At 61.5% G+C, this 24,304-nt stretch carries 26 protein-coding genes and 1 tRNA gene; 8 read left to right on the top strand and 19 right to left on the bottom strand.

The genetic code is table 11. From position 1 onward, the window contains the following. Positions 1–68: 68 nt before the first annotated feature. The 13 genes from HYPGJ_RS17725 to HYPGJ_RS18510 all read right to left on the bottom strand — a co-directional run bounded on the left by HYPGJ_RS17725 (position 69) and on the right by HYPGJ_RS18510 (position 12,986). Entirely contained in the window at positions 69–443 is a 375-nt protein-coding gene (locus tag HYPGJ_RS17725) for a DUF779 domain-containing protein (protein ID WP_046848555.1), read from the bottom strand. 129 nt (positions 444–572) lie between these two features. Next, complete coding sequence (adh, locus tag HYPGJ_RS17720; protein ID WP_013216271.1) at positions 573–2,093, bottom strand: aldehyde dehydrogenase; 1,521 nt, start codon at positions 2,091–2,093, stop codon at positions 573–575. 218 nt (positions 2,094–2,311) lie between these two features. Continuing rightward, entirely contained in the window at positions 2,312–3,658 is a 1,347-nt protein-coding gene (locus HYPGJ_RS17715) for a folylpolyglutamate synthase/dihydrofolate synthase family protein (RefSeq protein WP_046848554.1), read from the bottom strand. Between the two features lie 38 nt (positions 3,659–3,696). Further along, on the bottom strand, positions 3,697–4,779 hold the full coding sequence (accD, locus tag HYPGJ_RS17710; RefSeq protein WP_046848553.1) for an acetyl-CoA carboxylase, carboxyltransferase subunit beta: 1,083 nt from the start codon (positions 4,777–4,779) through the stop codon (positions 3,697–3,699). A 183-nt stretch (positions 4,780–4,962) separates the two neighbouring features. After that, positions 4,963–5,790: a tryptophan synthase subunit alpha gene (trpA, locus tag HYPGJ_RS17705; RefSeq protein ID WP_046848659.1), complete on the bottom strand. Its 828-nt coding sequence runs from the start codon at positions 5,788–5,790 to the stop codon at positions 4,963–4,965. A 3-nt stretch (positions 5,791–5,793) separates the two neighbouring features. Then, positions 5,794–7,035, bottom strand: coding sequence for a tryptophan synthase subunit beta (trpB, locus tag HYPGJ_RS17700; protein WP_046848552.1), 1,242 nt, complete (start codon positions 7,033–7,035; stop codon positions 5,794–5,796). Between the two features lie 35 nt (positions 7,036–7,070). Then, positions 7,071–7,721, bottom strand: coding sequence for a phosphoribosylanthranilate isomerase (locus tag HYPGJ_RS17695; RefSeq protein ID WP_046848551.1), 651 nt, complete (start codon positions 7,719–7,721; stop codon positions 7,071–7,073). A gap of 10 nt (positions 7,722–7,731) precedes the next feature. Beyond that, positions 7,732–7,971 (bottom strand): hypothetical protein, encoded by a 240-nt coding sequence (locus tag HYPGJ_RS17690; protein WP_046848550.1) that lies wholly within the window; start codon positions 7,969–7,971, stop codon positions 7,732–7,734. Positions 7,972–7,986: 15 nt separating this feature from the next. Then, the gene (locus HYPGJ_RS17685; RefSeq protein ID WP_046848549.1) at positions 7,987–8,337 is read right to left on the bottom strand and encodes a lipopolysaccharide assembly protein LapA domain-containing protein; all 351 of its coding nucleotides are present in this window, start codon (positions 8,335–8,337) and stop codon (positions 7,987–7,989) included. 29 nt (positions 8,338–8,366) lie between these two features. Beyond that, complete coding sequence (ihfB, locus tag HYPGJ_RS17680) at positions 8,367–8,666, bottom strand: integration host factor subunit beta (protein ID WP_013216279.1); 300 nt, start codon at positions 8,664–8,666, stop codon at positions 8,367–8,369. 33 nt (positions 8,667–8,699) lie between these two features. Beyond that, positions 8,700–9,665, bottom strand: coding sequence for a signal peptide peptidase SppA (gene sppA, locus HYPGJ_RS17675; protein ID WP_046848548.1), 966 nt, complete (start codon positions 9,663–9,665; stop codon positions 8,700–8,702). 190 nt (positions 9,666–9,855) lie between these two features. Beyond that, positions 9,856–11,574, bottom strand: coding sequence for a 30S ribosomal protein S1 (rpsA, locus tag HYPGJ_RS17670; protein WP_046848547.1), 1,719 nt, complete (start codon positions 11,572–11,574; stop codon positions 9,856–9,858). Between the two features lie 296 nt (positions 11,575–11,870). Further along, positions 11,871–12,986, bottom strand: coding sequence for a hypothetical protein (locus HYPGJ_RS18510; protein ID WP_052750967.1), 1,116 nt, complete (start codon positions 12,984–12,986; stop codon positions 11,871–11,873). 526 nt (positions 12,987–13,512) lie between these two features. Between HYPGJ_RS18510 and HYPGJ_RS17655 the strand changes: the two genes are divergently transcribed. Next, the gene (locus HYPGJ_RS17655) at positions 13,513–13,800 is read left to right on the top strand and encodes a hypothetical protein (RefSeq protein ID WP_244466281.1); all 288 of its coding nucleotides are present in this window, start codon (positions 13,513–13,515) and stop codon (positions 13,798–13,800) included. A gap of 35 nt (positions 13,801–13,835) precedes the next feature. Here HYPGJ_RS17655 and cmk read toward each other — a convergent pair whose 3' ends face one another. Together cmk and aroA are read right to left on the bottom strand one after the other, a co-directional pair. Further along, positions 13,836–14,465: a (d)CMP kinase gene (gene cmk, locus HYPGJ_RS17650; RefSeq protein ID WP_046848656.1), complete on the bottom strand. Its 630-nt coding sequence runs from the start codon at positions 14,463–14,465 to the stop codon at positions 13,836–13,838. Positions 14,466–14,473: 8 nt separating this feature from the next. Beyond that, positions 14,474–15,814: a 3-phosphoshikimate 1-carboxyvinyltransferase gene (aroA, locus tag HYPGJ_RS17645; protein WP_200185785.1), complete on the bottom strand. Its 1,341-nt coding sequence runs from the start codon at positions 15,812–15,814 to the stop codon at positions 14,474–14,476. A 218-nt stretch (positions 15,815–16,032) separates the two neighbouring features. Here aroA and HYPGJ_RS17640 point away from each other — a divergent pair, with 218 nt between their 5' ends. After that, positions 16,033–16,410 carry a TIGR02300 family protein gene (locus tag HYPGJ_RS17640; RefSeq protein ID WP_046848544.1) on the top strand — a complete coding sequence of 126 codons (378 nt, stop codon included), beginning with the start codon at positions 16,033–16,035 and terminating at the stop codon, positions 16,408–16,410. A 96-nt stretch (positions 16,411–16,506) separates the two neighbouring features. Continuing rightward, positions 16,507–16,582 (top strand) — tRNA-Ala (locus HYPGJ_RS17635). Positions 16,583–16,754: 172 nt separating this feature from the next. On the opposite strand, the gene HYPGJ_RS19520 is transcribed toward HYPGJ_RS17635, so the two are convergent. Further along, a complete protein-coding gene (locus HYPGJ_RS19520; protein WP_052750966.1) occupies positions 16,755–17,117 on the bottom strand; it encodes an excalibur calcium-binding domain-containing protein in 363 nt (120 codons plus the stop codon). A 215-nt stretch (positions 17,118–17,332) separates the two neighbouring features. Here HYPGJ_RS19520 and HYPGJ_RS17625 point away from each other — a divergent pair, with 215 nt between their 5' ends. The 3 genes from HYPGJ_RS17625 (at position 17,333) to HYPGJ_RS17615 (ending at position 21,499) form a co-directional block, all read left to right on the top strand. Beyond that, positions 17,333–19,384, top strand: a complete 2,052-nt coding sequence (locus HYPGJ_RS17625) for a carbon starvation CstA family protein (protein WP_046848543.1) — start codon at positions 17,333–17,335, stop codon at positions 19,382–19,384. A gap of 3 nt (positions 19,385–19,387) precedes the next feature. Beyond that, positions 19,388–19,603 carry a YbdD/YjiX family protein gene (locus HYPGJ_RS17620; RefSeq protein ID WP_083984203.1) on the top strand — a complete coding sequence of 72 codons (216 nt, stop codon included), beginning with the start codon at positions 19,388–19,390 and terminating at the stop codon, positions 19,601–19,603. A gap of 72 nt (positions 19,604–19,675) precedes the next feature. After that, positions 19,676–21,499 (top strand): ATP-binding cassette domain-containing protein, encoded by a 1,824-nt coding sequence (locus HYPGJ_RS17615; protein ID WP_046848541.1) that lies wholly within the window; start codon positions 19,676–19,678, stop codon positions 21,497–21,499. A gap of 87 nt (positions 21,500–21,586) precedes the next feature. Here the strand turns inward: HYPGJ_RS17615 and pqqA are convergent, their stop codons facing one another. Together pqqA and HYPGJ_RS17605 are read right to left on the bottom strand one after the other, a co-directional pair. Then, on the bottom strand, positions 21,587–21,676 hold the full coding sequence (gene pqqA / locus HYPGJ_RS17610; protein WP_015598624.1) for a pyrroloquinoline quinone precursor peptide PqqA: 90 nt from the start codon (positions 21,674–21,676) through the stop codon (positions 21,587–21,589). A 148-nt stretch (positions 21,677–21,824) separates the two neighbouring features. After that, positions 21,825–22,496, bottom strand: coding sequence for a hypothetical protein (locus tag HYPGJ_RS17605; RefSeq protein ID WP_046848540.1), 672 nt, complete (start codon positions 22,494–22,496; stop codon positions 21,825–21,827). Between the two features lie 247 nt (positions 22,497–22,743). On the opposite strand from HYPGJ_RS17605, the gene HYPGJ_RS17600 reads away from it, so the two are divergent. Together HYPGJ_RS17600 and HYPGJ_RS17595 are read left to right on the top strand one after the other, a co-directional pair. Further along, positions 22,744–23,190, top strand: a complete 447-nt coding sequence (locus HYPGJ_RS17600) for an Hsp20 family protein (RefSeq protein WP_046848539.1) — start codon at positions 22,744–22,746, stop codon at positions 23,188–23,190. 140 nt (positions 23,191–23,330) lie between these two features. Beyond that, complete coding sequence (locus HYPGJ_RS17595; protein WP_013216293.1) at positions 23,331–23,615, top strand: DUF1150 domain-containing protein; 285 nt, start codon at positions 23,331–23,333, stop codon at positions 23,613–23,615. Positions 23,616–23,699: 84 nt separating this feature from the next. Here HYPGJ_RS17595 and HYPGJ_RS17590 read toward each other — a convergent pair. Next, on the bottom strand, positions 23,700–24,304 hold a 605-nt coding region (locus HYPGJ_RS17590), incomplete at its 5' end, for an NAD-dependent epimerase/dehydratase family protein (RefSeq protein WP_046848538.1).

Genomic DNA, 24,304 nt, shown 5'->3' with positions numbered 1-24,304 from the left:
TCCAAGGATGCCTTGCATCGCGAATGTCCGGGCAAACGATAGATTTCGGTTCGCGATATCGAGCAACTTCACGATTTTTCTCTCTTGATATGATCGGTGCAGGCGCTTTCTGCAACCGGCGTCAGGGTAAAGCGCCTGCCTGGCGCCGCTCCGATCGAAAATCCGATCGCCGGCCCAGCGGCGACGTCCAGCACATAGGCGGCGGCGCGGCACGCGACGCTGCCATCCCTGTCTTCCATTTCGTAAACCGGAACGCCTTCGACTTCTCCAAGCAGATGATCGCGCGCGCCGAGACGCAAGGCTTCTGCTGGCAGGCAGATCGGATATTGCCGCCCGCCGACGCGGCCGCCGCTGGTGTGAAACATCAGCGGGCCATGCTCCGTCGCGGCGCGACGCAAGGCGGCGCATGCCTCGGGAGTTGCTGAGATCTGAACTGGCGACATTCGCGCCTCGCGTTCCGATGGGCTCGCAGAGCTGACGGATACTAACCGCTCAATTCCTGAAACCGAAACGAAAGCGGGGCGCATCCGATGACCGAACGCGCCCCGCCAAAACTCCAGCGTGCTAAAGCCTTAGAAGAAGCCGAGCGCCTTCGGGCTGTAGCTGACGAGCAGGTTCTTCGTCTGCTGATAGTGATCGAGCATCATCTTGTGCGTCTCACGGCCGATACCCGACATCTTGTAGCCACCGAACGCGGCGTGTGCCGGGTAGGCGTGATAGCAGTTCGTCCACACGCGGCCAGCCTGGATGGCGCGACCCATGCGATACGCGCGCGTGCCGTTACGCGTCCACACGCCCGAACCCAGACCGTAGAGCGTGTCGTTGGCGATCGCGAGCGCTTCCGCATCGTCTTCGAAGGTCGTGACCGCGAGAACCGGCCCGAAGATTTCCTCCTGGAAGACGCGCATCTTGTTGTGGCCTTCGAGAACCGTCGGCTGAACGTAGTAGCCGGACGATAGTTCGCCGCCGAGGTCGGCACGCTTGCCGCCCGTCAGAACGCGAGCACCTTCGCCCTTGCCGATTTCGACGTAGCTCAAGATCTTTTCGAGCTGGTCGTTCGAAGCCTGGGCGCCGATCATCGTGGTGGCATCCATCGGATGGCCCTGCTTGATCTTCACGACGCGCTGCAGAGCCCGCTCCATGAATTTCTCATAGATCGAACGCTGGACGAGCGCGCGGCTCGGGCAGGTGCAGACTTCTCCCTGGTTGAGAGCGAACATCGTGAAGCCTTCGAGGCACTTGTCGAAGTATTCGTCGTCAGCGTCCATCACGTCCGCGAAGAAGATGTTCGGCGACTTACCGCCAAGTTCGAGCGTGCACGGAATGATGTTTTCGGACGCGTACTGCATGATCAAGCGGCCGGTCGTCGTTTCGCCGGTGAAGGCGATCTTGGCGATGCGCTTGTTCTGTGCGAGCGGCTTGCCGGCTTCGACGCCGAAGCCGTTGACGACGTTGAGGACGCCTTCGGGAAGAAGGTCGCCGATGATGTCCATCAGAACCATGATCGACATCGGCGTCTGCTCGGCGGGCTTCAGCACGACGCAGTTGCCGGCGGCGAGCGCAGGGGCCAGCTTCCAGCAGGCCATCAGCAGCGGGAAGTTCCAGGGAATGATCTGACCGACGACGCCGAGCGGTTCATGGAAGTGATACGCGACGGTGTCGTGATCGATTTCTGAAATCGAACCTTCCTGCGCGCGGAGGCAACCCGCGAAATAACGGAAGTGGTCGATCGCGAGCGGCACGTCGGCGTGCGTCGTCTCGCGGATCGGCTTGCCGTTGTCGATCGTCTCGACGAGGGCGAGAACGTCGAGGTTCTCTTCCATGCGCGTCGCGATCTTCGCGAGGACGCGAGCGCGCTCTGCGGGCGAAGTGTTGCCCCAGGACTCACGAACCTTGTGAGCCGCATCGAGAGCCAGCTCGATGTCTTCCGCCGTCGAGCGTGCGATTTCGCAAACGGGCTGACCGGTGATCGGCGTGACGTTGGTAAAATATTGCCCGCGCACGGGGGCAACCCACTTGCCGCCGATGAAGTTGTCGTAGCGCGCCTTGATGACCTGGCGGCCTTTGAGCTTATCCATAGCAACGTGCTGCATCGCTGGTCTCCTCCGATTGATTGTGCTTGGGGCAGCTTCTTGAGCGAAGTGATAACCCAGGCGCGCCTCGTCAAGCCATAGCGGCCGTCTTGTTCATTAGTAGGGCGAAGCTCTACGCTTGCGCCAGACGCAGATTAGTGCCGCAAAAAGGCTGCGCTGCATCATTTGACAAGAAGATGCTGCGCCCACGCGTATAAACGGTTCGCGATGCGACGCTATTATGACTGCTGCTGAAGCGCCAGGACGTGGCCGGCAAGATAAAGCGAGCCGCAGATGAGGACGCGCTTCGGTCCTTTCGGCAGTGCAGCAATTGTATTGAGGGCGTCGATCACGTTTTCGCGATCCGTCGCCTGCATGCCCGCGACCCGTGCGGTTTCGGCAAGGTCTTCTTGCGTGTGCGGGGCTTCGTTGGCGCCGGGGATCGGCACGGTATAGATGGCGCGCACCAGGCCGCGGAACGGCGCCAGGAAGCCCAGCGCATCCTTCTGCCCCATCATGCCGACGACGAGGTAAACCGGCTTCGGAGATTTCTCGTCCAGCGCGGCGAGCGTGTCGGCAATCACATCGCCAGCAGCAGGGTTGTGGCCGCCATCGAGCCACAACTCAGCTTCCTCGCCGAGGATGGCAGGCAGCGGGCCAGACGACAGCCGCTGCATGCGCGCAGGCCATTCGACGGTTCTGAGCCCGATTTCAATCGCCTTCTCGTCGAGCTTCAGCGCCGGGACGCGTTCGCCGAGAACCAGCGCCGCCGCGACAGCGGTTCCAGCATTGCCGATCTGATGTCTTCCGACCAGCGCGGGAAGCGGCAGATCGAGCAGTCGCTCATGACGTTGAACGACCAGACGGCCGGTCTGCTCATAGGCGTCGAAGTCGCGTCCGAAGATCGTCAGTTGTGCGCCGACGGCGCGTGCGCGCGCTTCGATGACCGACAGGACTTCGTTCGACTGTTGTGAGATGACGCCTTCGACGCCGTTTTTCAGAATGCCCGCCTTCTCGGACGCGATCTTGGTGATCGTCGGACCGAGCTTTTCGGCATGATCCATCGAGATGGGCGTGATGATCGTCAGCGCCGGATCGGAAATCACGTTGGTCGCATCGAGACGGCCGCCGAGACCGACTTCAAGCAGCAGGATGTCGGCGGGCGTTTCGGAGAACGCGAGGAATGCTGCCGCCGTCGTGATCTCGAACTGAGTAATGTCCTCGCCGTCGTTGACGGCCTGCACGCGCATCAAAACATCAACGAGGGAGTCTTCGTCGATCGCACGCGCGGTGCCGTCCGGTCCTGCGAGCACGATGCGCTCATGGAAGCGAACGAGATGCGGCGACGTATAGACGTGAACGCGCTTGCCAGCGGCTTCCATGAACGAGCGGAGATACGCGGTGATCGAGCCTTTGCCGTTCGTGCCGGCGATGTGGACGACCGGCGGCAGCTTTTTCTCGGGATGGCCAAGCTTGGCGAGCAAGCGCTCGACACGGCCAAGCGACAAATCGATGAGCTTCGGATGGAGAAGCATCAAATCGCCGAGCAGAACGTCGCTCGACGGACGGGTCTTCGACGAGGTCATGATGGCTGCCGTGCGTGTTCTGCTGATTGTTGTCCGGATCAGGCGCCGTGCGGCGCGTCTTTGGAGGTTTGCTGCGACGAGGCTGGCTCGTCGCGCTTCTTGTCGGATTTGCCGGGCTCGAAGCGCTGGCTGTTCGGGACGGCTTCGGGCTCGACCACCGCGCCGCTTTCGCGCGCAGCCGTCTCGACCACTTTGCTGTCGACCGGCGAGCCATTCATGTACGGCTTGCCGTTCATCTTGTGCGTGTCCTTGGCTTTCGCCAACTGCGTGCCGCCCATCAAAAGCTTGCAGACGCGCGACAGCGTTTCGCGCAACTGGTGGCGATGCACGACCATGTCCACCATGCCGTGCGAAAGCAGGTATTCGGCGCGCTGGAAGCCGTCAGGCAATTGCTCGCGGATCGTCTGCTGAATGACGCGCGGCCCGGCAAAGCAGATGAGCGCGCCCGGCTCCGCGATGTGGACGTCGCCGAGCATTGCATATGAAGCAGTTACGCCACCGGTCGTCGGATCGGTGAGCACAACGATGTAGGGCAGTCGCGCATCTTTCAGGCGTTGAACTGCAATCGTCGTGCGCGGCATCTGCATGAGAGACAGGATGCCTTCCTGCATGCGCGCGCCGCCGGACGCGGCGAACAGGATGAAGGGTGTCTTCAATTCAACGGCACGGAGCATGCCTGTGATGAGAGCTTCGCCCGCCGCCATGCCGAGTGAACCGGCCATGAAGCGAAAATCTTGGACGGCAGATACGACCGGCTGCCCGTCGAGCTGGCCTTCGCCGACGAGCACTGCATCCTCGAGCTTCGTCGTTGCCTTCGCGTCTTTCAGGCGGTCGGTATATTTCCGCCCGTCGCGAAATTTCAGCGGGTCCTGCTGCACGGCCGGGATCGCGACTGTGCGATAGTCGCCGCCGTCGAACAGATGGCGCAGGCGCTGCTGCGAATCCATCCGCATATGATAGTTGGAGCCCGGAACGACGAACTGGTTGGCCTCGAGGTCTTTGTAAAAGACCATCTCTCCCGTCTCTGGGCACTTCACCCAAAGATTGTCCGGCACTTCACGCTTTGCTGTCGACAACAGCCCGCTGATCTTCGGGCGGACAACGTTGTTGATCCAATTCACGCGGGTAGGCTCCTCGTCGTCCTATGCAGTGTGCCCAGCGCCTTTCTGCTCAGAGCGCGTTTGGCAGGCTCTCGGCCGGGCGGCAGCTTTAATTTAGCGCCACACGTTCCGCTTGCGCTAGGGCACTGCACAAAAATGGGGTCTCAGCGGTGGCCTTCCAATAGAGCCAAACGCCTCGCTGTGCTAGCCGCCGCGTATGGCTGAGCTTAACTCTTTCACCAGTTCCAGCACATCTTCGGTCGTCCGGGGGGTGGCTTCGCCCTTTGCCCCCAAGGATTTCTCGATTTTCGAGACGATTGCCGAGCCAACGACGACGCCATCGGCGGTTTGTCCCAGGGCGCGGGCCTGATCGCCGGATCTGACGCCAAATCCTACAACCACAGGCAGCGGTGTGGCGCTTTTGATCGCGGCAACCTGTTTCTGAACGTCGTTTACGACAGGGGCGGCGGCGCCGGTAATACCGGTGATCGAGACATAATATACAAAACCGGACGTGTTCTGGAGGACGGTCGGCAGACGGTGCTGGTCGGTCGTCGGGGTCGCGAGGCGGATAAAGTTCAGCCCGGCCTGCAGCGCGGGCAGGCAAAGCTCGTCGTCCGCTTCTGGCGGCACGTCGACGACGATCAAGCCATCAACGCCCGCAGCCTTCGCGTCGGCGATGAAGCGTTCATTCCCGTAGACGTAGATCGGGTTGTAGTAGCCCATCAATACGATCGGGGTCGCATCATCTTTGGCGCGGAAGTCGCGCACCATCTGCAGCGTTTTGACCATCGTATGGCCGGCCTTCAACGCGCGTTGCGAGGAGGCCTGAATCGCCGGTCCATCCGCCATCGGATCGGAGAACGGCATGCCCAGCTCGATGACGTCGGCGCCCGCGTTCGCGAGCCCCGCGAGGATGGTCTTGCTCGTCTCGAGATCGGGATCGCCCGCCGTGACGAAGGTGATCAGAGCCGGGCGCTTCTCTGTCTTTAGCGCCGCGAAGCGCGCGTCGATGCGAGTGGGTTGGGTCATCATTCAGATCTTCATGCCGAGGTGTTTGGCGACGGTGGCCAGGTCCTTGTCGCCACGGCCCGAAATGTTGACCACCAACAGATTGTCTTTCGGCAACGTCGGCGCGAGCTTCATCACGTAGGCCAATGCGTGGCTCGACTCCAGCGCCGGAATGATGCCTTCGAGCTGCGTGCAAATCCGAAGCGCGTCGAGCGCTTCCGTGTCGGTTGCGGGAACGTAGGTCACGCGGCCGATATCCTTCAGCCAGGCGTGCTCCGGTCCGACGCCCGGGTAATCAAGTCCGGCCGAAATCGAATGGCCTTCGAGGATCTGCCCGTCGCCATCCTGCAAAAGGTAGGTGCGGTTTCCGTGCAGAACGCCCGGTGATCCGCCGTTCATCGACGCGGCGTGCCCGTTCTCGACATTCAGCCCGTGACCGCCGGCTTCGACGCCGTAAATCGCGACGTCCTTGTCGTCGAGGAAGGGATGGAAAATTCCGATCGCGTTCGAGCCGCCGCCGATGCACGCGACGATCGTGTCCGGCAAACGCCCTTCCGCTTCGAGCATCTGCGCGCGAACCTCGTTGCCGATGATCGCCTGAAAGTCGCGAACCATCGCCGGATAAGGATGCGGACCGGCTGCGGTGCCGATCAAATAATAAGTGTCGCGGACGTTCGTCACCCAGTCGCGCAAGGCTTCGTTCATCGCGTCCTTGAGCGTGCCTGCTCCGGACGTCACCGGGTTGAGCTTCGCGCCGAGCAACGCCATGCGCGCGACGTTCGGCGCCTGACGCTCGACGTCGGTCGCGCCCATGTAGATTTCGCACGGCATTCCGTATTTGGCGCAAACGGTCGCGACGGCGACGCCGTGCTGACCGGCCCCCGTCTCGGCGATGATGCGCGTCTTGCCCATGCGCCGCGCGAGCAGGATTTGCCCAAGGCAGTTGTTGATCTTGTGCGAGCCCGTGTGGTTCAGCTCTTCGCGCTTGAAATAGATCTTTGCGCCGCCAAGCTCGGCGCTCAAACGCTCGGCGTGATAGAGCGGGCTCGGGCGGCCGCCGTAATGGCGATTGAGAAAATCGATCTCGCGTTGAAACTCGGGATCGGCCTTCGCGGCGTCGTAGGCGCGCTCGAGATCGAGGATCAGCGGCATCAAGGTTTCAGCCACGAAGCGGCCGCCGAAAATACCGAAGAAGCCTTTGTCGTCCGGGCCGGTCGCGTAGCTGTTGAGCTTCGCTTCCTCGGCCTTCTTTTGCGTCGTCGCCATCAACCTACCTAAGCCGCGAAATCGCGTTGATCCTGTCAGCCCTGCTTAGCCGTCTTTACGGCGTGAAGAAAGCGGCGGATCAGCTCCGCGTCTTTGATGCCCGGCGCCGATTCAACGCCCGAGGAAACATCGACGGCTTGCGCATGTGTCGCCTGCATCGCTTCCTGGATGTTGCCGGGCGTGAGGCCGCCCGACAGCATAAACGGCATATCACGGGAAACGGCGTCGAGAAGCGTCCAATCGAACACCTGTCCGTGTCCTCCGGGCCGCGTCGCACCGGCTGGCGCCTTGGCGTCGAAAAGGATCAGATCAGCGACTTTCGTATAAGCTTCGGCGCGTGCTGCGTCTTCCGACGTGCGAACGGGAATCGCCTTGATGATCTTGCGTCTGAATTTCGTTTTCACGCCGGCGACACGTTCCGGCGTTTCGTGACCGTGAAGCTGGAAGAAATCCGGCGCGATTGCGTTCGAGATTTCGTCGAGCGTTGCGTCATCCGCATCGACCGTCAGTGCAACGATTTTGGCTTTGCCACGTGCTTCGTCCGCGAGGCGTCGCGCCGTCGCGATATCGAGATGGCGAGGGCTCGGCGCGAAAAAGACGAAGCCGACGTAATCGGCGTGCCCGTCAAGGGCAGCCGTCAACGCTTCGCGCGTTTTGATTCCGCAAATCTTGGCTTCGGTCGTCATAAGTCAGCCGTTACGCGGCGGGCGCGCCGACCAGGCGACGTTTTTGCCAGCGCTTCAGTGCGATGAATGTCCAAACGCCTTCCACCAGTCCGAACGGCCACGCGCCCTGCAGGAAGCCGTAGATCGATCCCATCGCACAGGCGATTGCAAAACCGAAGATGCACCAAGGGCTGCTCTCCTCGAACGTGTAGAACAGCAGCATCAACGATACGGCGACGAGACCGAACAGCGTCAACGCGTCGAACGTCATGGAAGTCTCACTGCTTCACCGGCCCGCGATTGCGAGGTCGGATCTCGTTGCGGTGGCGCTGGTGTCGCGCTCGCGCGTCAGACGATCGGCTTCGGCTTGCCAGCGCTGTGCGCGCTGACCTTGCGCGCGAGCCGTCTGGCGCCAACGGCTCTGTCCCATCCACGTCGCGACGCCGCCGAGAATGACGCCGACGACAAGCGCGCCGAGCAGATAAGCATAGAACGGAAGCTCGATCGAAAGCGCGGGATTTTCCGGCACAAACGGATCGAGGATCAGCGCGACCGGTTGCCGGTTCGAAACGGCGATCGCGATGAGAATGGCCCCAAGAGGAAACGCAACGAAGAGCGCCAATAAACGCCTGACCACAATTCTACCTCGCTACTTTCGACGTCAGCTTACGCGGCGTGTTGACCGTTGAGCGTATTCAGACGATCGCGAAGCTCTTTGCCGGTTTTGAAAAACGGCACGAACTTTTCAGCCACCGCCACGGTCGTTCCCGTGCGCGGATTGCGTCCCTGACGAGACGCGCGATGCTTCACCGTGAAAGCACCGAACCCACGCAGCTCGACGCGATCTCCTCGCGACAGCGCGTCAACGATCTCATCGAAGATCACGTTGATGATGCGTTCCACATCGCGATGATAAAGATGCGGATTTGCAGTCGCAATTTTTTGTACGAGTTCCGATTTGATCACGTCTCGCTCCCCAGCAACAGCGATCATTTCTCCTTATTTTTCAGAAGGATGCCAAACTGAAAGAAGACCGTCAAGACCAAGCGTCGAAAACGAGCGCTCCTGGCTGAGGAAATTTACCAGGTCTCCGGCGCTGGAACCGAGCAAAAATCCGGCGATTTGGCCCGACATCCCGGCGAAGCCGTAGCTATTGGGGGTCGAGGGCTTCCAGTCGACGAGCTTGGCGCTCTGCGGCACGTTTTTCTCGTCTTTCAACCATTTAACGGCCTCGTCTTCACCGCCGATCTGGTCGACGAGCTTGGCCTGCAGCGCCTCGCGGCCCGAGAAAACGCGGCCGTCCAGAAGGCCCGGAATGTCGGCAGCCTTGACGCCACGGCGGGTTTCGACGAGGCCGACGAACCATTTGAAGCCGTCGTTGACCATGCCCTGCGCAACCTGCTTGCCGCCTTCCGTCAGCGGCTCGAACGGCGACGGCGACGCCTTGAGCACGCCGCTCTTCACCTCGTTGACCTTGACGCCGACCTTGTCGAGGAGCTGCACGAATTCGGGCCACTGGACGATGACGCCGACGGAGCCGGTGATCGAGTTGCCACGCGCCACGATGTGGTCGGTGGCGATGCCAGCGATGTAGGCGGCCGATGCCGCGACCGTGCCGAACTGGGCGACGATCGGCTTCTTTGCCGAGAGCGCGCGCAGGCCTTCGTACAGTGCCTCGCCGCCCGTCGTCGTGCCGCCGGGGCTGTTCACATACATGAGCACGCCGGCGACGCTGGAGTCATCGGCGATGTCCTTGAGCATCTTGAGCTGATCGCGGTCTTCCGAGATCGTGCCTTCGATCGTGATGCGCGCGATCTGCTTTTCGCCGGCGAGCGTCGCGAGTTTGTCGCCGCCAAGCGTCAGCGCGCCGATGGCAATGAGAACCGCGGCTAGTCCGGCAGCGCGCCACAGCGACACCGAACGGCGCAGCCTGCGGCGATCCAAAACTGTTTCCGTCTCAAGCATTGGGGGAGTGCCTTTCCATCAACGGACGACGCGTCATTTCGTGGCAAAATATAAAAGAAGCGCTCTAAGGAGCGAAAGGTAGGCAAGGTTCAGGCCGCGGGCAACCGAGGCGCCTCGAAGCCCCGCGGATAAAGTTAAGCGCGCGACAAAGATTGCCGCGCGCCTTGTAATTCAGTTGAAGAGGCAACGATCACTCGCCGTCTTCAGCACCTTCGCGCTTCTTGATGGCGGCCTTGAAGATGTCGCCGAGCGAAGCGCCCGAATCCGACGATCCGTACTGAGCCACCGCCTGCTTCTCTTCGGCAAGCTCGAGCGCCTTGATCGAAACGGCGATCCGGCGTGCCGCCTTGTCGACCGAGATAACGGCCGCATCGACCTTGTCGCCGACGTTGAAGCGCTCGGGGCGCTGCTCGGAACGATCGCGCGAGAGGTCGCCCCGCTTGACGAACGACGTCAATTCGCTGTCGGCGATCTTCACTTCGATGCCGGCTTCGCTGACCGACGTCACCGTGCAGGTCACGGCGTCGCCCTTCTTGTACTTCGCCATGGCATCGGCCGGGTCGCCGGCAAGCTGCTTGATGCCGAGCGAGATGCGCTCCTTAGCGCCGTCGACGTCGAGCACGATGGCTTTGACGTTGTCACCCTTCTTGTAGTCCTTGATGACTTCGTCGCCGGCCTTCTGCCAGTCGAGGTCGGAAAGGTGGACCATGCCGTCGATGCCGTTGTCGAGGCCGATGAACAGACCGAATTCGGTGATGTTGCGGATCGGACCTTCGACGATCGAGCCCTTCGGATGCGCGGTCAGGAAACCATCCCACGGATTTTCCTGCGTCTGCTTGAGACCAAGCGAGATGCGGCGCTTCTGCGGATCGACCTCGAGAACCTGGACCTCAACCTGCTGGCTCGTCGAGACGATCTTGCCAGGGTGCGTGTTCTTCTTCGTCCAGCTCATTTCCGAGACGTGGATCAGGCCTTCGACGCCCGGCTCCAGCTCAACGAACGCGCCGTAGTCAGCGATGTTCGTGACGGTACCCTTGACGCGTGCGCCGACCGGATACTTCGCCTCGATCGACGACCACGGATCCGACTGCAGCTGCTTCATGCCGAGCGAGATACGCTGCGTTTCCGGGTTGATGCGGATGATCTGCACCTTCACCGTGTCGCCGACGTTCAGGATCTCGGACGGATGATTGACGCGACGCCATGCCATGTCGGTGACGTGCAGCAGGCCGTCGATGCCGCCGAGGTCAATGAACGCACCGTAGTCGGTGATGTTCTTGACGAGGCCGTCGATGATCTGGCCTTCGGCGAGACGCGCGACGATCTCCGTGCGCTGCTCGGCGCGGCTCTCTTCGAGAACCGAACGACGCGAGACGACGATGTTGCCGCGACGGCGATCCATCTTCAGGATCTGGAACGGCTGCTGCTGATGCATCAGCGGCCCGATATCGCGAACCGGACGGATATCGACCTGCGAACCGGGAAGGAACGCAACGGCGCCGTCGAGGTCGACTGTGAAGCCGCCCTTGACCTTGTTGAAGATCACGCCGGTGACCTTCTCGCCCTTTTCATAAAGACGCTCGAGGCGCGTCCAGCTTTCTTCACGGCGGGCCTTGTCGCGCGACAGCACAGCCTCACCGAGCGCATTCTCGACGCGCTCCAGGTAGACTTCGACGGTGTCGCCGACCTTGAGATCGCCCGGCTTGCCGCCGATCCCGAATTCCTTCATCGCGACGCGGCCTTCCATCTTCAGGCCAACGTCGATGATCGCCATATCTTTTTCGATGCCGACGATTTTGCCCTTAACGACGGAACCTTCGAAGAGGTCGTCCTTGGCAAGGCTCTCGGCGAGCAGCGCGGCAAAATCTTCGCGCGACGGGTTCATCTCACGTGATACTTCGGCGGACATTCGTTCTCCTGGTTGTTGAACTGCCTGCTTGAACAGGCTGCGAATTGCAGTTGGAACGCCAATAAGCAGACCCGCGCGAGCGCGATGCCTGTTCGATGGGCGCGGATGTCGGATGTATGATGCCGCCGTGATGGGCCGCAGCCCTGCCGGTCAAAATTCGGGCCTGCTATACAGGTCCCAACCGGCTGATCTTCCTCATGACCAATCCGACGGCGACGTCGAATGCGCGAGGGTATAGCGAAGGTGGTAGCCCCGCGCAAGGGGCATCCGGCGGGTTGAGGCTTATAGTACGGGCCTCAGCGCCCGCCCGAAATCGTGCTTTGCCGCCGGTTCAAGCCCTGGGGCGTCGGCGCGGGCGTTGGCCGATAAACAGGAGCTGATTGCGGCCGAACGGCGTTTGCGGCGCCGATACCAGCGGCGACACCGCCCAGGATGTCGACCAGGGCATTCGCCGTGTTGCCACCGGAACCGCCGCCGGACGGCGTTTCGGCCCCGGCCATCAGCGTATGAAATGCCGACCCGCCGCAGATATGGCAGCAGTTCGTGCAGCCCTTCTGGCCGCCATAGCCTGTGCCCCACCACGAGTTGGGATTGCCGCGCCGCCATGCGCCATAGCAGATCTTTTCTCCCTTGCGGCAGTTGAGCCGGTAGGTGTGCACGTTGCTGTCTTTCAGCAGGTAGATCTGCGAGCCGCCGGGCCAGACGCGATTGCGATAGGTTTCAGAGAAAAACGACAATTCCACTGCATATTTGTCGAGGCTTTTGACGTCGAACACGAGCGTCGTGCTTTGCCGTTCACGCTCGGCCGCGATGCGCTGGCGTTCCTCACGCTCTCTGCGCTGGCTTGCGAGCCGCTCGGCTTCCGCGTCGGCAGCTGAGGTGTCGTCATCGGCATCCGATGACGTATCAGCGGCTGGCGGCGGCGACTCGTTGCTTGCTGTATCTTTCCCGCGCTCGACTGCGACGCAGCGATAGCGCTCCTCGTCCTTGCGGTATCCGAGCGGCTGAAAGTCTCCGATGAGAACATTCGTTTCCATGCCTTCGATGGCGTGGCGCACCAGTTCGTGCGCGCGGAAGGTCGCCGTCTTCTTGGCGTCGCTCTCGGTGTCGCCGCGACCGCAGGCGATGCCGATGAACTTGAGGCGATCTCCCGTGCCCCAATATTTTTCGAGAAACCTGCCTGTCGCGCTCTTCTTGAATGTGTCGGCGTTGAGATAGCCGCTGAGATCACCGGTTTCGATGTTCTTGCACGAGTACTGGAATCGCCCCTGTTCGTCGGCGTCGCATTCCTGCGTTTTGAAATCGTAAGTCGCGAACCGATCGAAGCGCTTCAGATCGTCGGCCGCCGTATCGCAAAGACCGGCCGCTGGAGCGAGGCAGGCTAGGAAGATCGATAAAAGCACGCGCTTCATTGCCCACCCCCTCGATCGAACGCTATCCGCCTGCTTACTCAGCGGATGCGTTTAGCTCGAAAGGGTGATTACTTATCGATTCCCAGCGGATGAAACGTCTCTGATCCCCGATATTCCGCCTACGGACCATCAAAACAAGGTTCACCCGGAGGCCGTTGCAAAAATCCATCACTTCGCGAATTGCCGCTCGCTTTCGGGCCGCTCATCCCAGGCGCTCGACGTCGCGATGAGCATGTCCCGCAATGAAGACGAGCAGGCCCCACGACAGCACCTGAAGCAAAACTCGCTGCATGTGCGAGCATCGAGAAATCGAGCCAAGGGGCGGTGCGCGATCAGTTTCGCGGGCGTCGGCTGGACGCGCAAAGGCGACGGCATCGGCCAGTCATTCGCACGCGCGAACTCTCGGACATGCTTGCATAAAACTCATCGCCGTCATTTCACAAAGTAATTTGGCAATGCATCTGAATCACTGCAAAGTGCGTTCGCATCGAGGGGAACCGCGGTCGCCGCGCCGGCGTTAAGGGCCATGATTTATTCCAAGGAGACGGATATGCAGAAAGTCGCGATTTTCGCGGCGGTCACGCTTTTGCTTTCTACGGGCTCGGCGTTCGCAGTGAGCAAAGTCGTAAGAGACGCTTGCAGCGCAGACTATGTTGCGTTTTGCAGCAATTTCAAACTTGGCACACCTGCTCTCAAGTCGTGCATGCGCGAGCACCGCCATAAGCTCGCGTCGGAATGCATCAAAGCGCTCGGCAATTCCAGCGAAGTCACCGCTGAGGACATCGCCCAGTACAAGAGAGAAAACGGAAAATAACGGATAGGCGCCCTACGGGGCGCCTTCTTGTTTGACTAGCGTGTTATTTGCGCTGCGATCAACGCGAGCACCGCCGCAAATGCGGCATCCGCATCGAGAGTGGTGGTATCGAGGTGAAGTGCATCTCTTGCGGCTTCGAGCGGCGCCACGCTTCTATCGCGATCCCGCGCATCGCGACGGCGTAAATCCTCAAGCACAACTTCATAGGCGACATTCTCGCCGCGACCCTGGTGTTCCAGATAGCGCCGCTGAGCACGTGCCTCGTCCGAGGCCGTTACGAAAATTTTGATGTCGGCTTCAGGGCAAACCACCGTTCCGATATCGCGTCCGTCGAGGACGGCGCCCTCGCCGCAGCTTCTGGCGAAGTTGCGCTGATAATCCAGTAAGGCTGCGCGGACGGCGGGAATTTTCGCGATGATCGAGGCCTTGTCGCCCGCGAGCGGCCCGCGCAAGCCCGGATCGCCCAGGCTCTGCGCATCGATCGACTGAGCGGCTGAGACCGCTGCTGCCGCGTCTTCAAGCTCGCCGCCCCGTGCTTCGACGTCGCGGGCGACGGCGCGATACAGCAATCCGGTATCGAGATACGGCACGCCCAAATGCTCGGCGAGCTTCTTGGCGACCGTTCCCTTGCCGGACGCCGCCGGCCCATCGATCGCGATGACCAGGCGAGGCCTCATTGCTCCGGCGCCTCTTGATACGTCGCGCCGAGCGTTTCCATCAGTCCGCGGAATTCCGGGAAGCTGGTCGCGATCATGGTCGTATCGTCGACGGTGATCGGCTTTTCGCTCGCGAGGCCCGCCGTCAGAAACGCCATGGCGATGCGATGATCGAGGTGTGTCGCGACGAGGCCGCCGCCTTTGAGGCGCTGCTTGCCTTCGACGATGAGGCTATCGCCATCGATGCGTACCGTGACGCCGTTGACTTCGAGGCCCGTCGCCGTCGCCTGCAGGCGGTCGCTCTCTTTGACTTTGAGCTCGGCGAGGCCATCCATCTGCGTCGTGCCCTTCGCGAACGCCGAAATCGCGGCGAGCACTGGATATTCGTCGATCATCGACGGCGCACGCTCGGCCGGCACGCGGACACCCTTCAGCTCGGACGCGCGAACGCGAATGTCGGCGATGGGTTCGCCGCCCTCCTCGCGCTGGTTCAACAGCGTGACGTCGCCGCCCATTTCCTGCAACGTCGTGTAAAGCCCGGTGCGCGTCGGATTGATGAGCAAGCCTTCGATCGTGATGTCGGAGCCGGGCACGATCAACGCGGCGGCCACCAGGAACGCGGCGGACGACGGGTCGCCAGGCACGAGAATGTCGCGTCCGGACAGCTCGGCATCGCCTCTGATCGTGATGGCGCGGCCGCCTTCCTTGTCCATGATCCGGACGTTGGCGCCGAAGTGGCGAAGCATCCGCTCGGTGTGATCGCGCGTCGCTTCGTGCTCGATGACCGTGGTCTCGCCCGCCGCATGCAGACCGGCAAGAAGGACAGCGCTTTTCACCTGCGCGGATGGCACCGGCAACGGATAGACGATCGGGATCAGCTCGCTGGTTCCGCGCAGCGTCAACGGCAGCATTTCCCTGCCGGTTTCGATTACCTCAAGGCCCATTTGCATCAAAGGCCCGAGCACGCGACGCATCGGACGCCGCGACAACGAGGCGTCGCCTGTCATTTGGACCGTGATCGGATGCCCGGCGATGACGCCCATCATCAGCCGCGCACCGGTGCCGGAATTGCCGAAATCTAGCGGCTCTGTGGGCTGGCGAAGTCCGCCGGGGCCGCGCCCCTTCACTTCCCACACGTCGCCGCGCTTTTCCGCAGGCGCACCCAAGGCCGAGACAGCGCGCGCCGTGTTGACGACGTCTTCGGACTCGAGAAGGCCGCGAATGCGTGTCGTTCCGGTCGCCAACGCCCCGAAAATCAGGGCGCGGTGCGAAATCGATTTGTCACCGGGAAGCCGGATGCGGCCCTTCAACGGAGACGCACGCATCACGGCAAGGGGCTTCGCAGTCATGGCTTTCAAGATGGAAAATCCAGGCTAAGAGATGATTGGCGCGCTGAACGGGCGCATGATTTGCGGGCGATATGGGCCTGCGCCGCGCCGCCCTGTCAACGCTCCTGTCGCGCTCGGGTCAAGGTGTCCTTGACGCACGCCGGACAATCTCCACCTTTTCGTTTTGACAGCCCGCACCGGCTATGGCAGACGGGCTCCCTCAATTCCTGAGTTTCGAGGCACGACTAATGGCGACCAAGCAAGCGCGCGGGACGAAGCGAACCTGTCAGAGCTGCGACGAGCGGTTCTACGATCTCGGTCACGATCCGATCGTCTGCCCGTTCTGCGGCAGCAAATATGTGATCGCCTCGTCACCGGCGGCCCTTGCGGCGCTGCAGGCGGAACAGCGCGATCTCGCAGCCAAGAAGGCAAAGAAGCCGGTTCCGGCTGATGACGAGGGCGAATTGCCGGCAGTCGAGGGCGAAGAGGCGCTCGCCGACGTCGAGACCGATGATGCCGGCGGCACCGACGACGATGAGACCTTCCTCGAGGAAGAAGAGGAAGAGGGCGGCGATGTTTCCAACATCATCGGCGGCCCGGCGGGTGAGGGCGACGAAGAGCCCTGATCGCCGTCAACAAACGTTCTTGAAGTTTCCCGCTGAACGACTTATCAGGCGGGTTCTGCGTAGCGGACTGACACGTTCCTACGCTCCCAAAGGTTTGGGGCCATAGCTCAGCTGGGAGAGCGCTTGCATGGCATGCAAGAGGTCAGCGGTTCGATCCCGCTTGGCTCCACCAATTTTATTTTGGCGCGCAGCCGCCACGCCAACCCTGCGCGCGTTACGCCCTGCGGGCTTCGGCTCGGCGAGCCGAGGCTGAAGGGCGAAGGATGTCACGCCGAAGTTGCCAAAGGCGACGCAGGCGGACTGATCCCCTCCTCGCAGCGCGACTTCATACCCACAGTGCGATTTTAATTGTGCCGACGCGGCCACGCTTCACAGGCGATGCCATCGGCGTCCCTGTCGTTACTTTCCCAGTACCCAAGCTCGCCACGCTGTGCCGGCGCCAAGCCAAGTTCGCTTGCAGTCGCGCAATTTCTCCGAGCGAGTGCATGAAGAAGCGGGGGCGTCGGCGTCCAAGGTGAAATGGATGCGAGACCGAGCAAGGTTCCGATCATCAGCCCCCAAGCCGTCCAACGGCTGAGGAGATACGGTTTCAGTGCGCGCAAGGAGAAGCGCGCCTTCGCCAATCCAAGCGACGATTGGTTGCGTCGAGCGGCGGCTTCCTGACCTTGCCGATGATAGTCGTCAAGCATGCTAGGTTTTTTGGCCATGCTTGTTTGTCAGCCGGTTGCAGTTACCAAGCCGCTAAGGAAGACCGTAAATGGAGCGCCGCTCTTGAGAATCCGCCGTCCTGCAGCTGCCAATCGCGCAGCGTTGCTGTCGTGAGCGGCTGACCAGCGGAAGCTTTTTGGGTAGTCTTCGCCGGACTGAGTTGCGCAGCAGACGTGCGCCAAACAAAAACATGAGCACCGGGGGACAAAACGCGATGACCGGCATTCGAGCGAAACTTGCCTGGACGGCGATCGCGATCCTCGGGGCCATGTCGCTTGGCATCGTCGCTCTGTCACGCGGAGAGACGATCAACGCCATATGGCTCGTCCTCGCTGCGATCTGCTCGTATCTGCTCGCGTACCGGTTTTACAGTCTGTTCATTGCCGACCGCGTCGTGCGCCTCGATGCCAGCCGTCCGACGCCCGCGCAGCGCTTCAACGATGGGCTCGACTACTGTCCGACGGATCGCACCGTTCTTTTCGGCCACCACTTCGCGGCGATTGCGGGCGCAGGCCCACTCGTCGGCCCCGTACTCGCGGCGCAGATGGGCTACCTGCCCGGAACGCTGTGGCTCGTCATCGGTGTCGTGTTCGCGGGCGCCGTTCAGGACTTCATCGTGCTCTGGGCGTCGACGCGCCGCGACGGCCGCTCATTGGGCGACATGATCCGCTCGGAGCTTGGTGAGCTTGCTGGTACCGTCGCGATGATCGGCGTGCTGCTGATCATGGTCATTCTGCTCGCCGTTCTCGCCCTCGTCGTCGTCAAGGCGCTGAAGCAAAGTCCGTGGGCGACCTTCACCGTCGTGATGACGATCCCGATCGGCGTGCTGATGGGTGTCTACGGCCGCTATCTTCGTCCAGGCCGCATCGGCGAGATGTCGCTCATCGGCTTTGCGTTGCTGTTGCTGTCGCTCGTCTACGGCCGTCACGTTGCGGAAGATCCGGCGCTCGCTGCGATGTTCGACTATTCCGGCGAGCAGCTTTCGATGATGCTGATCGCGTATGGCTTCGTCGCGTCCGTGCTGCCGGTCTGGATGCTGCTTGCGCCGCGCGACTATCTCTCGACGTTTCTCAAAATCGGCACGATCGCGTGCCTGGCGCTCGGCATTTTTTTCGTCCTGCCCGATCTCAAGATGCCCGCCGTGACGAAATTCGTCGACGGCACGGGGCCGGTGTTCGCTGGCAATCTTTTCCCATTCCTGTTCATCACCATCGCGTGCGGCGCGATCTCCGGCTTCCACGCGCTCGTCTCGTCCGGCACGACGCCGAAGATGCTCGACAATGAGATCAACGCGCGCTTCATCGGCTACGGCGCGATGCTGATGGAAAGCTTCGTCGCGATCATGGCGCTCGTCGCAGCGACGACGCTAGAGCCTGGCTTGTATTTCGCGCTGAACAGCCCGTCGGCGATCATCGGCACGACGCCGGAAACGGCCGCAGCCGCGATCTCCGGCTGGGGCTTCACCGTGACGCCCGACATGCTGCGGCAAGCGGCGGCGGACGTCGGCGAGAGCACGATCCTGTCGCGCACCGGCGGCGCTCCGACGCTCGCCGTCGGCATGGCAGAAATTCTTTCGAGCGCCATCGGCGGCAAGGCGATGATGGCCTTCTGGTATCACTTCGCCATTCTGTTCGAGGCATTGTTCATCCTGACGACGATCGACGCCGGCACGCGCGTCGCGCGCTTCATGATCCAGGATTTGATCGGCACGTTTACGCCCGTATTTCGCGACACGCGCTCGTGGACCGCGAACGTGGTGGCGACGACGATTGCGGTCGCGGGCTGGGGGTATTTTCTCTACCAGGGCGTCGTCGATCCGCTTGGCGGCATCAATACGCTGTGGCCGCTGTTCGGCATCGCCAATCAGATGCTCGCCTGCATTGCGCTCATTCTATGCACCGTCGTGCTCTTTAAGATGAAGCGCGAGCGCTACGCATGGGTGACCATTCTGCCCGCCGTCTGGGTTGCGATCTGCACGCTGACGGCCGGATGGCAAAAGATTTTCAGCGATAACCCGGCCATCGGATTTCTGGCGCATGCGGAGAAATTCGGTGCCGCGTCGGACGCAGGCCAGATCCTCGCTCCGGCGAAGTCGATGGCCGACATGAGCCGCATCGTGTTCAACGATTACGTCAACGCAACGTTGACCGCGTTGCTGATCGCGCTGGTCATCGCGATGTTCGGATTTGCCGTGGCTGCGATTTCGAAGGCGCTGGCGAACCCGAATATATCTGCTCGCGAATCCGCCATCGTGGCGGCGGAGTGAACGATGCTGAAATCCGACACATCCCTATTTTGCATGCTTCGCACGACGCTCGCCCGAACCGCGCGCCTGATGGTCGGCGTACCGGATTACGAGTCTTATGTTGCACATCGGCGGCTAGTGCATCCGGGCGAGCCGGTGATGACCTACGAAGAGTTCTTCCGCGAACGCCAGGCGAGCCGGTATGGCGAAAACGGCGGCAAGGTCAGCCGCTGCTGCTGATCCCTGCAGCGTTTTGCTGATTCCGTTCGGTCGCAGTTGATTGCGCCTTCCGCGACCGCTACGAGGTCCGGCATGGCACCTCCTCTTTTGACGCTCAAAGACATTCATCTCACCTTCGGCGGCACGCCGTTGCTCGAAGGCGCGGAGCTGACTGCAGCGCCCGGCGACCGCATCTGTCTGGTCGGGCGCAACGGCTCCGGCAAATCGACGTTGCTGAAGATCGCGGCGGGGCTCGTGACGCCGGATCGCGGCGAGCGTTTCGCGCATCCGGGCGCCAGCATCCGCTACCTGCCGCAGGAAGCCGACTTCAACGGCTTCGATACGGTTCGCGCGTATGTCGAAGCCGGTCTCGGCCCGACGGACGATCCCTATTCGGCGGAATATCTGATCGGCGAGCTTGGGCTTTCGGGCGACGATAATCCGGACCAGCTCTCGGGCGGCGAAGCACGCCGCGCCGCGCTGGCACGCGTTCTGGTTTCGAAGCCCGACGTTCTGCTGCTCGACGAGCCGACGAACCATCTCGATCTCACCGCTATCGAGTGGCTTGAAAAGACGCTGCAGGCGAGCCGCTCGGCGCTGCTTCTTATCAGCCACGATCGTCGCTTTCTCGAAACGCTGTCGCGCGCGACCGTGTGGCTCGATCGCGGCAAGACGCGCCGTCTGGAACAGGGGTTCGCAGCGTTCGAGGACTGGCGCGACAAGGTTCTCGAAGAAGAAGAAATCGAACGCCACAAGCTCGACCGCAAAATCGTGCGCGAAGATCAGTGGATGCATGGCGGCGTCACGGGCCGTCGCAAACGCAACGTCCGGCGCGTGCGCGAGCTTCGTGCGATGCGGCAGGAGGTGCGCGACCGTCGCTTCGTCGTCGGCGCAGCCCGTCTCGACCTGGCGGAGGGCAATATTTCCGGCAAGCTCGTCGTGGAAACCTCGAACGTCTCGAAAGGCTATGACGGTCGCGAGATCGTGTCCGACCTCAACTTGCGCGTCATGCGCGGCGACCGGCTCGGCATCGTCGGCCCGAACGGCGCCGGCAAGACAACGCTGATCAAACTGCTGACCGGGCAGCTCGCGCCGGACAGCGGCACGATCCGCCACGGCGCCAATCTCGAAATCGTCGCGCTCGATCAAAGGCGCGACGAACTCGATCCGAACTGGACCGTTTCCGATGCGCTGACGGGCGGGCGCGGCGATCAGGTGGTCATCAACGGCAAGGCGCGCCACGTCGCGAGCTACATGAAGGACTTCCTGTTCTTGCCGGAGCAGCGGCTGTCGCCGATCCGCGTGCTGTCGGGCGGCGAGCGGGCTCGGCTCATGCTGGCGCGCGCGCTTGCAAAACCTTCCAACGTGCTCGTGCTCGACGAACCGACGAACGATCTCGATCTTGAGACGCTCGATCTGCTGCAAGAGCTTCTGGCCGATTATCCGGGGACACTGCTGCTCGTCAGTCACGACCGCGATTTTCTCGATCGCATCGTCACGAGCGTGCTTGCGCCGACCGGCGACGGCCGATGGACGGAATACGCGGGCGGATATTCCGACATGCTTGCCCAGCGCAATGGCGAGGATCTGAAAAAGGCACCGAAACAAGAAGCAACGACGGTGGCGCGCAAAGCTTCTGACGATGCTCCGGCGGGCGCACCGGCCGCCGCGAAAGGCAAGCTCTCCTACAAGGAAAAGCACGCGCTTTCGATATTGCCGGATGAAATCGCCAAGCTCGAAGCTGAAATCAAAACGCTGTCGGCAAAACTCGCGGACGCAGGACTTTATACGCGTGACCGTTCCGCATTCGAAAAGACGAATGCACGCCTCGCGGATGCGCAGCAGCAGCTCGAAACCGCCGAGACGCAGTGGCTTGAACTCGAAGAAAAGCGCGCCGCAATCGAGAACGCGGGATAATCGCAGTCGAAGCCGGACATAAAAAAGCGGTGACCGAAGGATCGGTCACCGCCCGATATTCGACCGTTAGGTCAACACCATCCGAATTCAGATGACGTCGATTTCAGCCGGAAGATAGCTGGTCACTTCGAGACCAACTTCCTGCTCGCGTACTTCAGGCTTCGACCACGTCTTCATGGGTTCCTCCAAGAGTGTCAGTGCAAAGCTTCACTACGGCGCCTTATGTAATTGGCTTGTGAAATAAACGCCAATCGTATTTGCGTTACCGCGCGATAAGCGGGGCTAATAACAATATAACGGTTCATTCTCCGCCAGCGATTTTGCGCTAATGCTGCGCTGCCCACTGATCCTTCACTTCATCACAACGCCTGGACACGAAGTCGTTAACTTCCGTGACGATCGTGCTTGAGAGCAGATTGACGGTGTTGTCGGCGGCGGTCGCCGTCCACATGGCGCTCTTGATCAACGTCGGCGCTTCGATCTTGCCCCAGTTCGCACGTGCCTTCGTCGCCTTGCCGTTCTCGAACGTCACCTTCGGCGTCAGATCGAATTTGAAATCCGTCGCGCCTTTTTTCTCGCTCGCGATCGTGCACGTGACGGTGTGCTTCTGAAATTCGATTTCGACCTTCGGCTCCGTCATGGCGCGGACGAGGTCATCGCGCTTTACGCTGAGTTGCATCGCGCATTGCGCGCCGTCGTAAGGCCAGGTGACCTTCAGCTTGCCGACAAGCTTGACGAGCTGTTCCTTGCGCCAGCTTTTGATCACATGGCAGGCGATATCGCCGGACGCGTCCTTCGAATGCAGCGCCTTGCAGATGTCGACCTTGCACGCCTTGCGCGCCTCTTTCTCCGCCGTTTCCTGCGGCGTGAGGTTGACGTCGGCATCGATCGACTTATCTGGGTCCGCTGCAACCGCCGAGTTGGCTGCCACGGCCATCGCCATTCCGAGCACTAGAAGTCCTGTGCGTAGCGCCCCACGCTTCTTCGTCGCGGCCATCGAAAATCCCTCGCTGACGGTCCAAATCAGGCCTGCTTGATGCCCCCGCAGACGGGCGGGACTAAGGCGAAACGCCGCCCCACCGTGCCGCCATTGTGGCAATGCTCTCAGAGAGTTGTGTCTGCCGCTTGAAGACGGCCCATCGCCTCCCATATCTTCATCAAACGGTCCTAGGCAGCGATGCTAGGGCCCGAAGGGGCGGCCGGTTCGGCGCCCCGAAGACGGTCGCTTAGAAAAGGGCCTTCGAATGACACGCATGGCTACGCTTTCAAACCCGCTTTTGCTGGGTTTTGAGGAAATCGAAAGACTGATCGATCGCGCCGCCAAAGGTGGAAGCGACGGTTACCCGCCTTACAACATCGAACGCATTGCCGCGGACGGCGAAGAGGCCGGGCTGTTGCGGATCACGCTGGCGGTTGCAGGCTTCACTCGAGACGATCTCGAAATCACCATCGAGGACAAGCAGCTGACAATTCGCGGCAAGCAGCAGGACGACAAGACGCGCGAGTACCTCTATCGGGGGATCGCGGCGCGACAGTTTTCGCGGACTTTCGTCCTTGCCGACGGCATCGAAGTCAAAAGCGCGGATCTGGCAAACGGCCTTTTGGCGATCGATTTGCAACGGTTGGAGCCTGAGCGGCTCGTTAGACGAATAGAGATCGGACCGCCTGGACGGATCAAAACCCGGACCTAGAGAGTCTTTCTCGTCACAGCCCTCGCGACCGAATCGTCGGAGGATCAGGGAACACGAGCTATCCGGCCAGCCTGAGCAAATGGCAGCAACTCCCGGATATGTGATTGGAGCCCGGCCTCGACACCAGGAGGAAGAGCGTCATGAATAACAAGACCACCGCAAGAGCCACAGTTGACCATGTTGTGCCGCCCGTCATGACCGAGCTGGAACTCGCACGTCTCGGCGGCGGTGAGGTTGCGTACATCAAGACGCTGACCTCGGACGAGGCGTTGAACATGTTTCCGCAGATCGAAGGTTTGCCGAAGGGCATTCCGCTGTTCTCGCTGCACGCCGCCGACGGCACGCCGATCGCGCTGACGGATACGCTGCAGGCCGCCATCGGTCATGCGCACGAGGACGAACTTGCCATCGCGCCGCTGAACTAACCGCGCGATAGGCTTCAAAGTAGCCGTGCAATACGAGCCGCTCGTCATCGGGCGGCTCGACGTTTTTCCGGTGAGCTTACGAGCTTAGACGCGATAGCTCGCGTACTGCCCCTTCGGGTTAAACCGCTCGAGATATTGCGGAACGATCGCCTCGATCGAAGCCGGTTGCGGAACGCCGAGCGCCGCGATGGTACGATCCTCGCGTTTGGCCGCATCCGAGACGACGTTGTCGAGCTTCAGCAGCCGCAGCTGGTCGACGGTTACCGGACGGATCGAGTTGGGCAGCGGCCAGGTCAGCAAGGCCTGGAGCTTCATCATCCAGAAGGGCACCGACAACAGCATTTTCTGGCGTCCGGAATACTGCAGCGTTGATTCGAGGATCTCGCGGAACGTGACGACCTGCGGGCCGCCGAGTTCATAAACTTCGCCCGCCTTGCCGCTGCCGGTCACGGCATTTGCGACAGCTTCGCCGACATCGCCTGAAAAGACCGGCTGGAACTTTGTCCGCCCGCCGCCGACCAGCGGTAGGACGGGGCTTACGCGTGCGAGCGCCGCAAACCGGTTGAAGAATTGATCCTCAGGCCCGAAGACGATCGACGGGCGGACAATGATCGCGGACGGAAATTCCGCGAGCACGGCCGCTTCGCCCTCGGCCTTGCTCACCGCGTATTTCGAATTCGAGTTCTTGT

This window comes from Hyphomicrobium sp. GJ21 (assembly GCF_001006785.1).
In the GTDB taxonomy this organism is placed as follows: Bacteria; Pseudomonadota; Alphaproteobacteria; order Rhizobiales; family Hyphomicrobiaceae; genus Hyphomicrobium_B.
The sequence above is the reverse complement of the archived record's forward strand: the minus strand, read 5'-3'. Positions and strand labels throughout refer to the sequence as shown.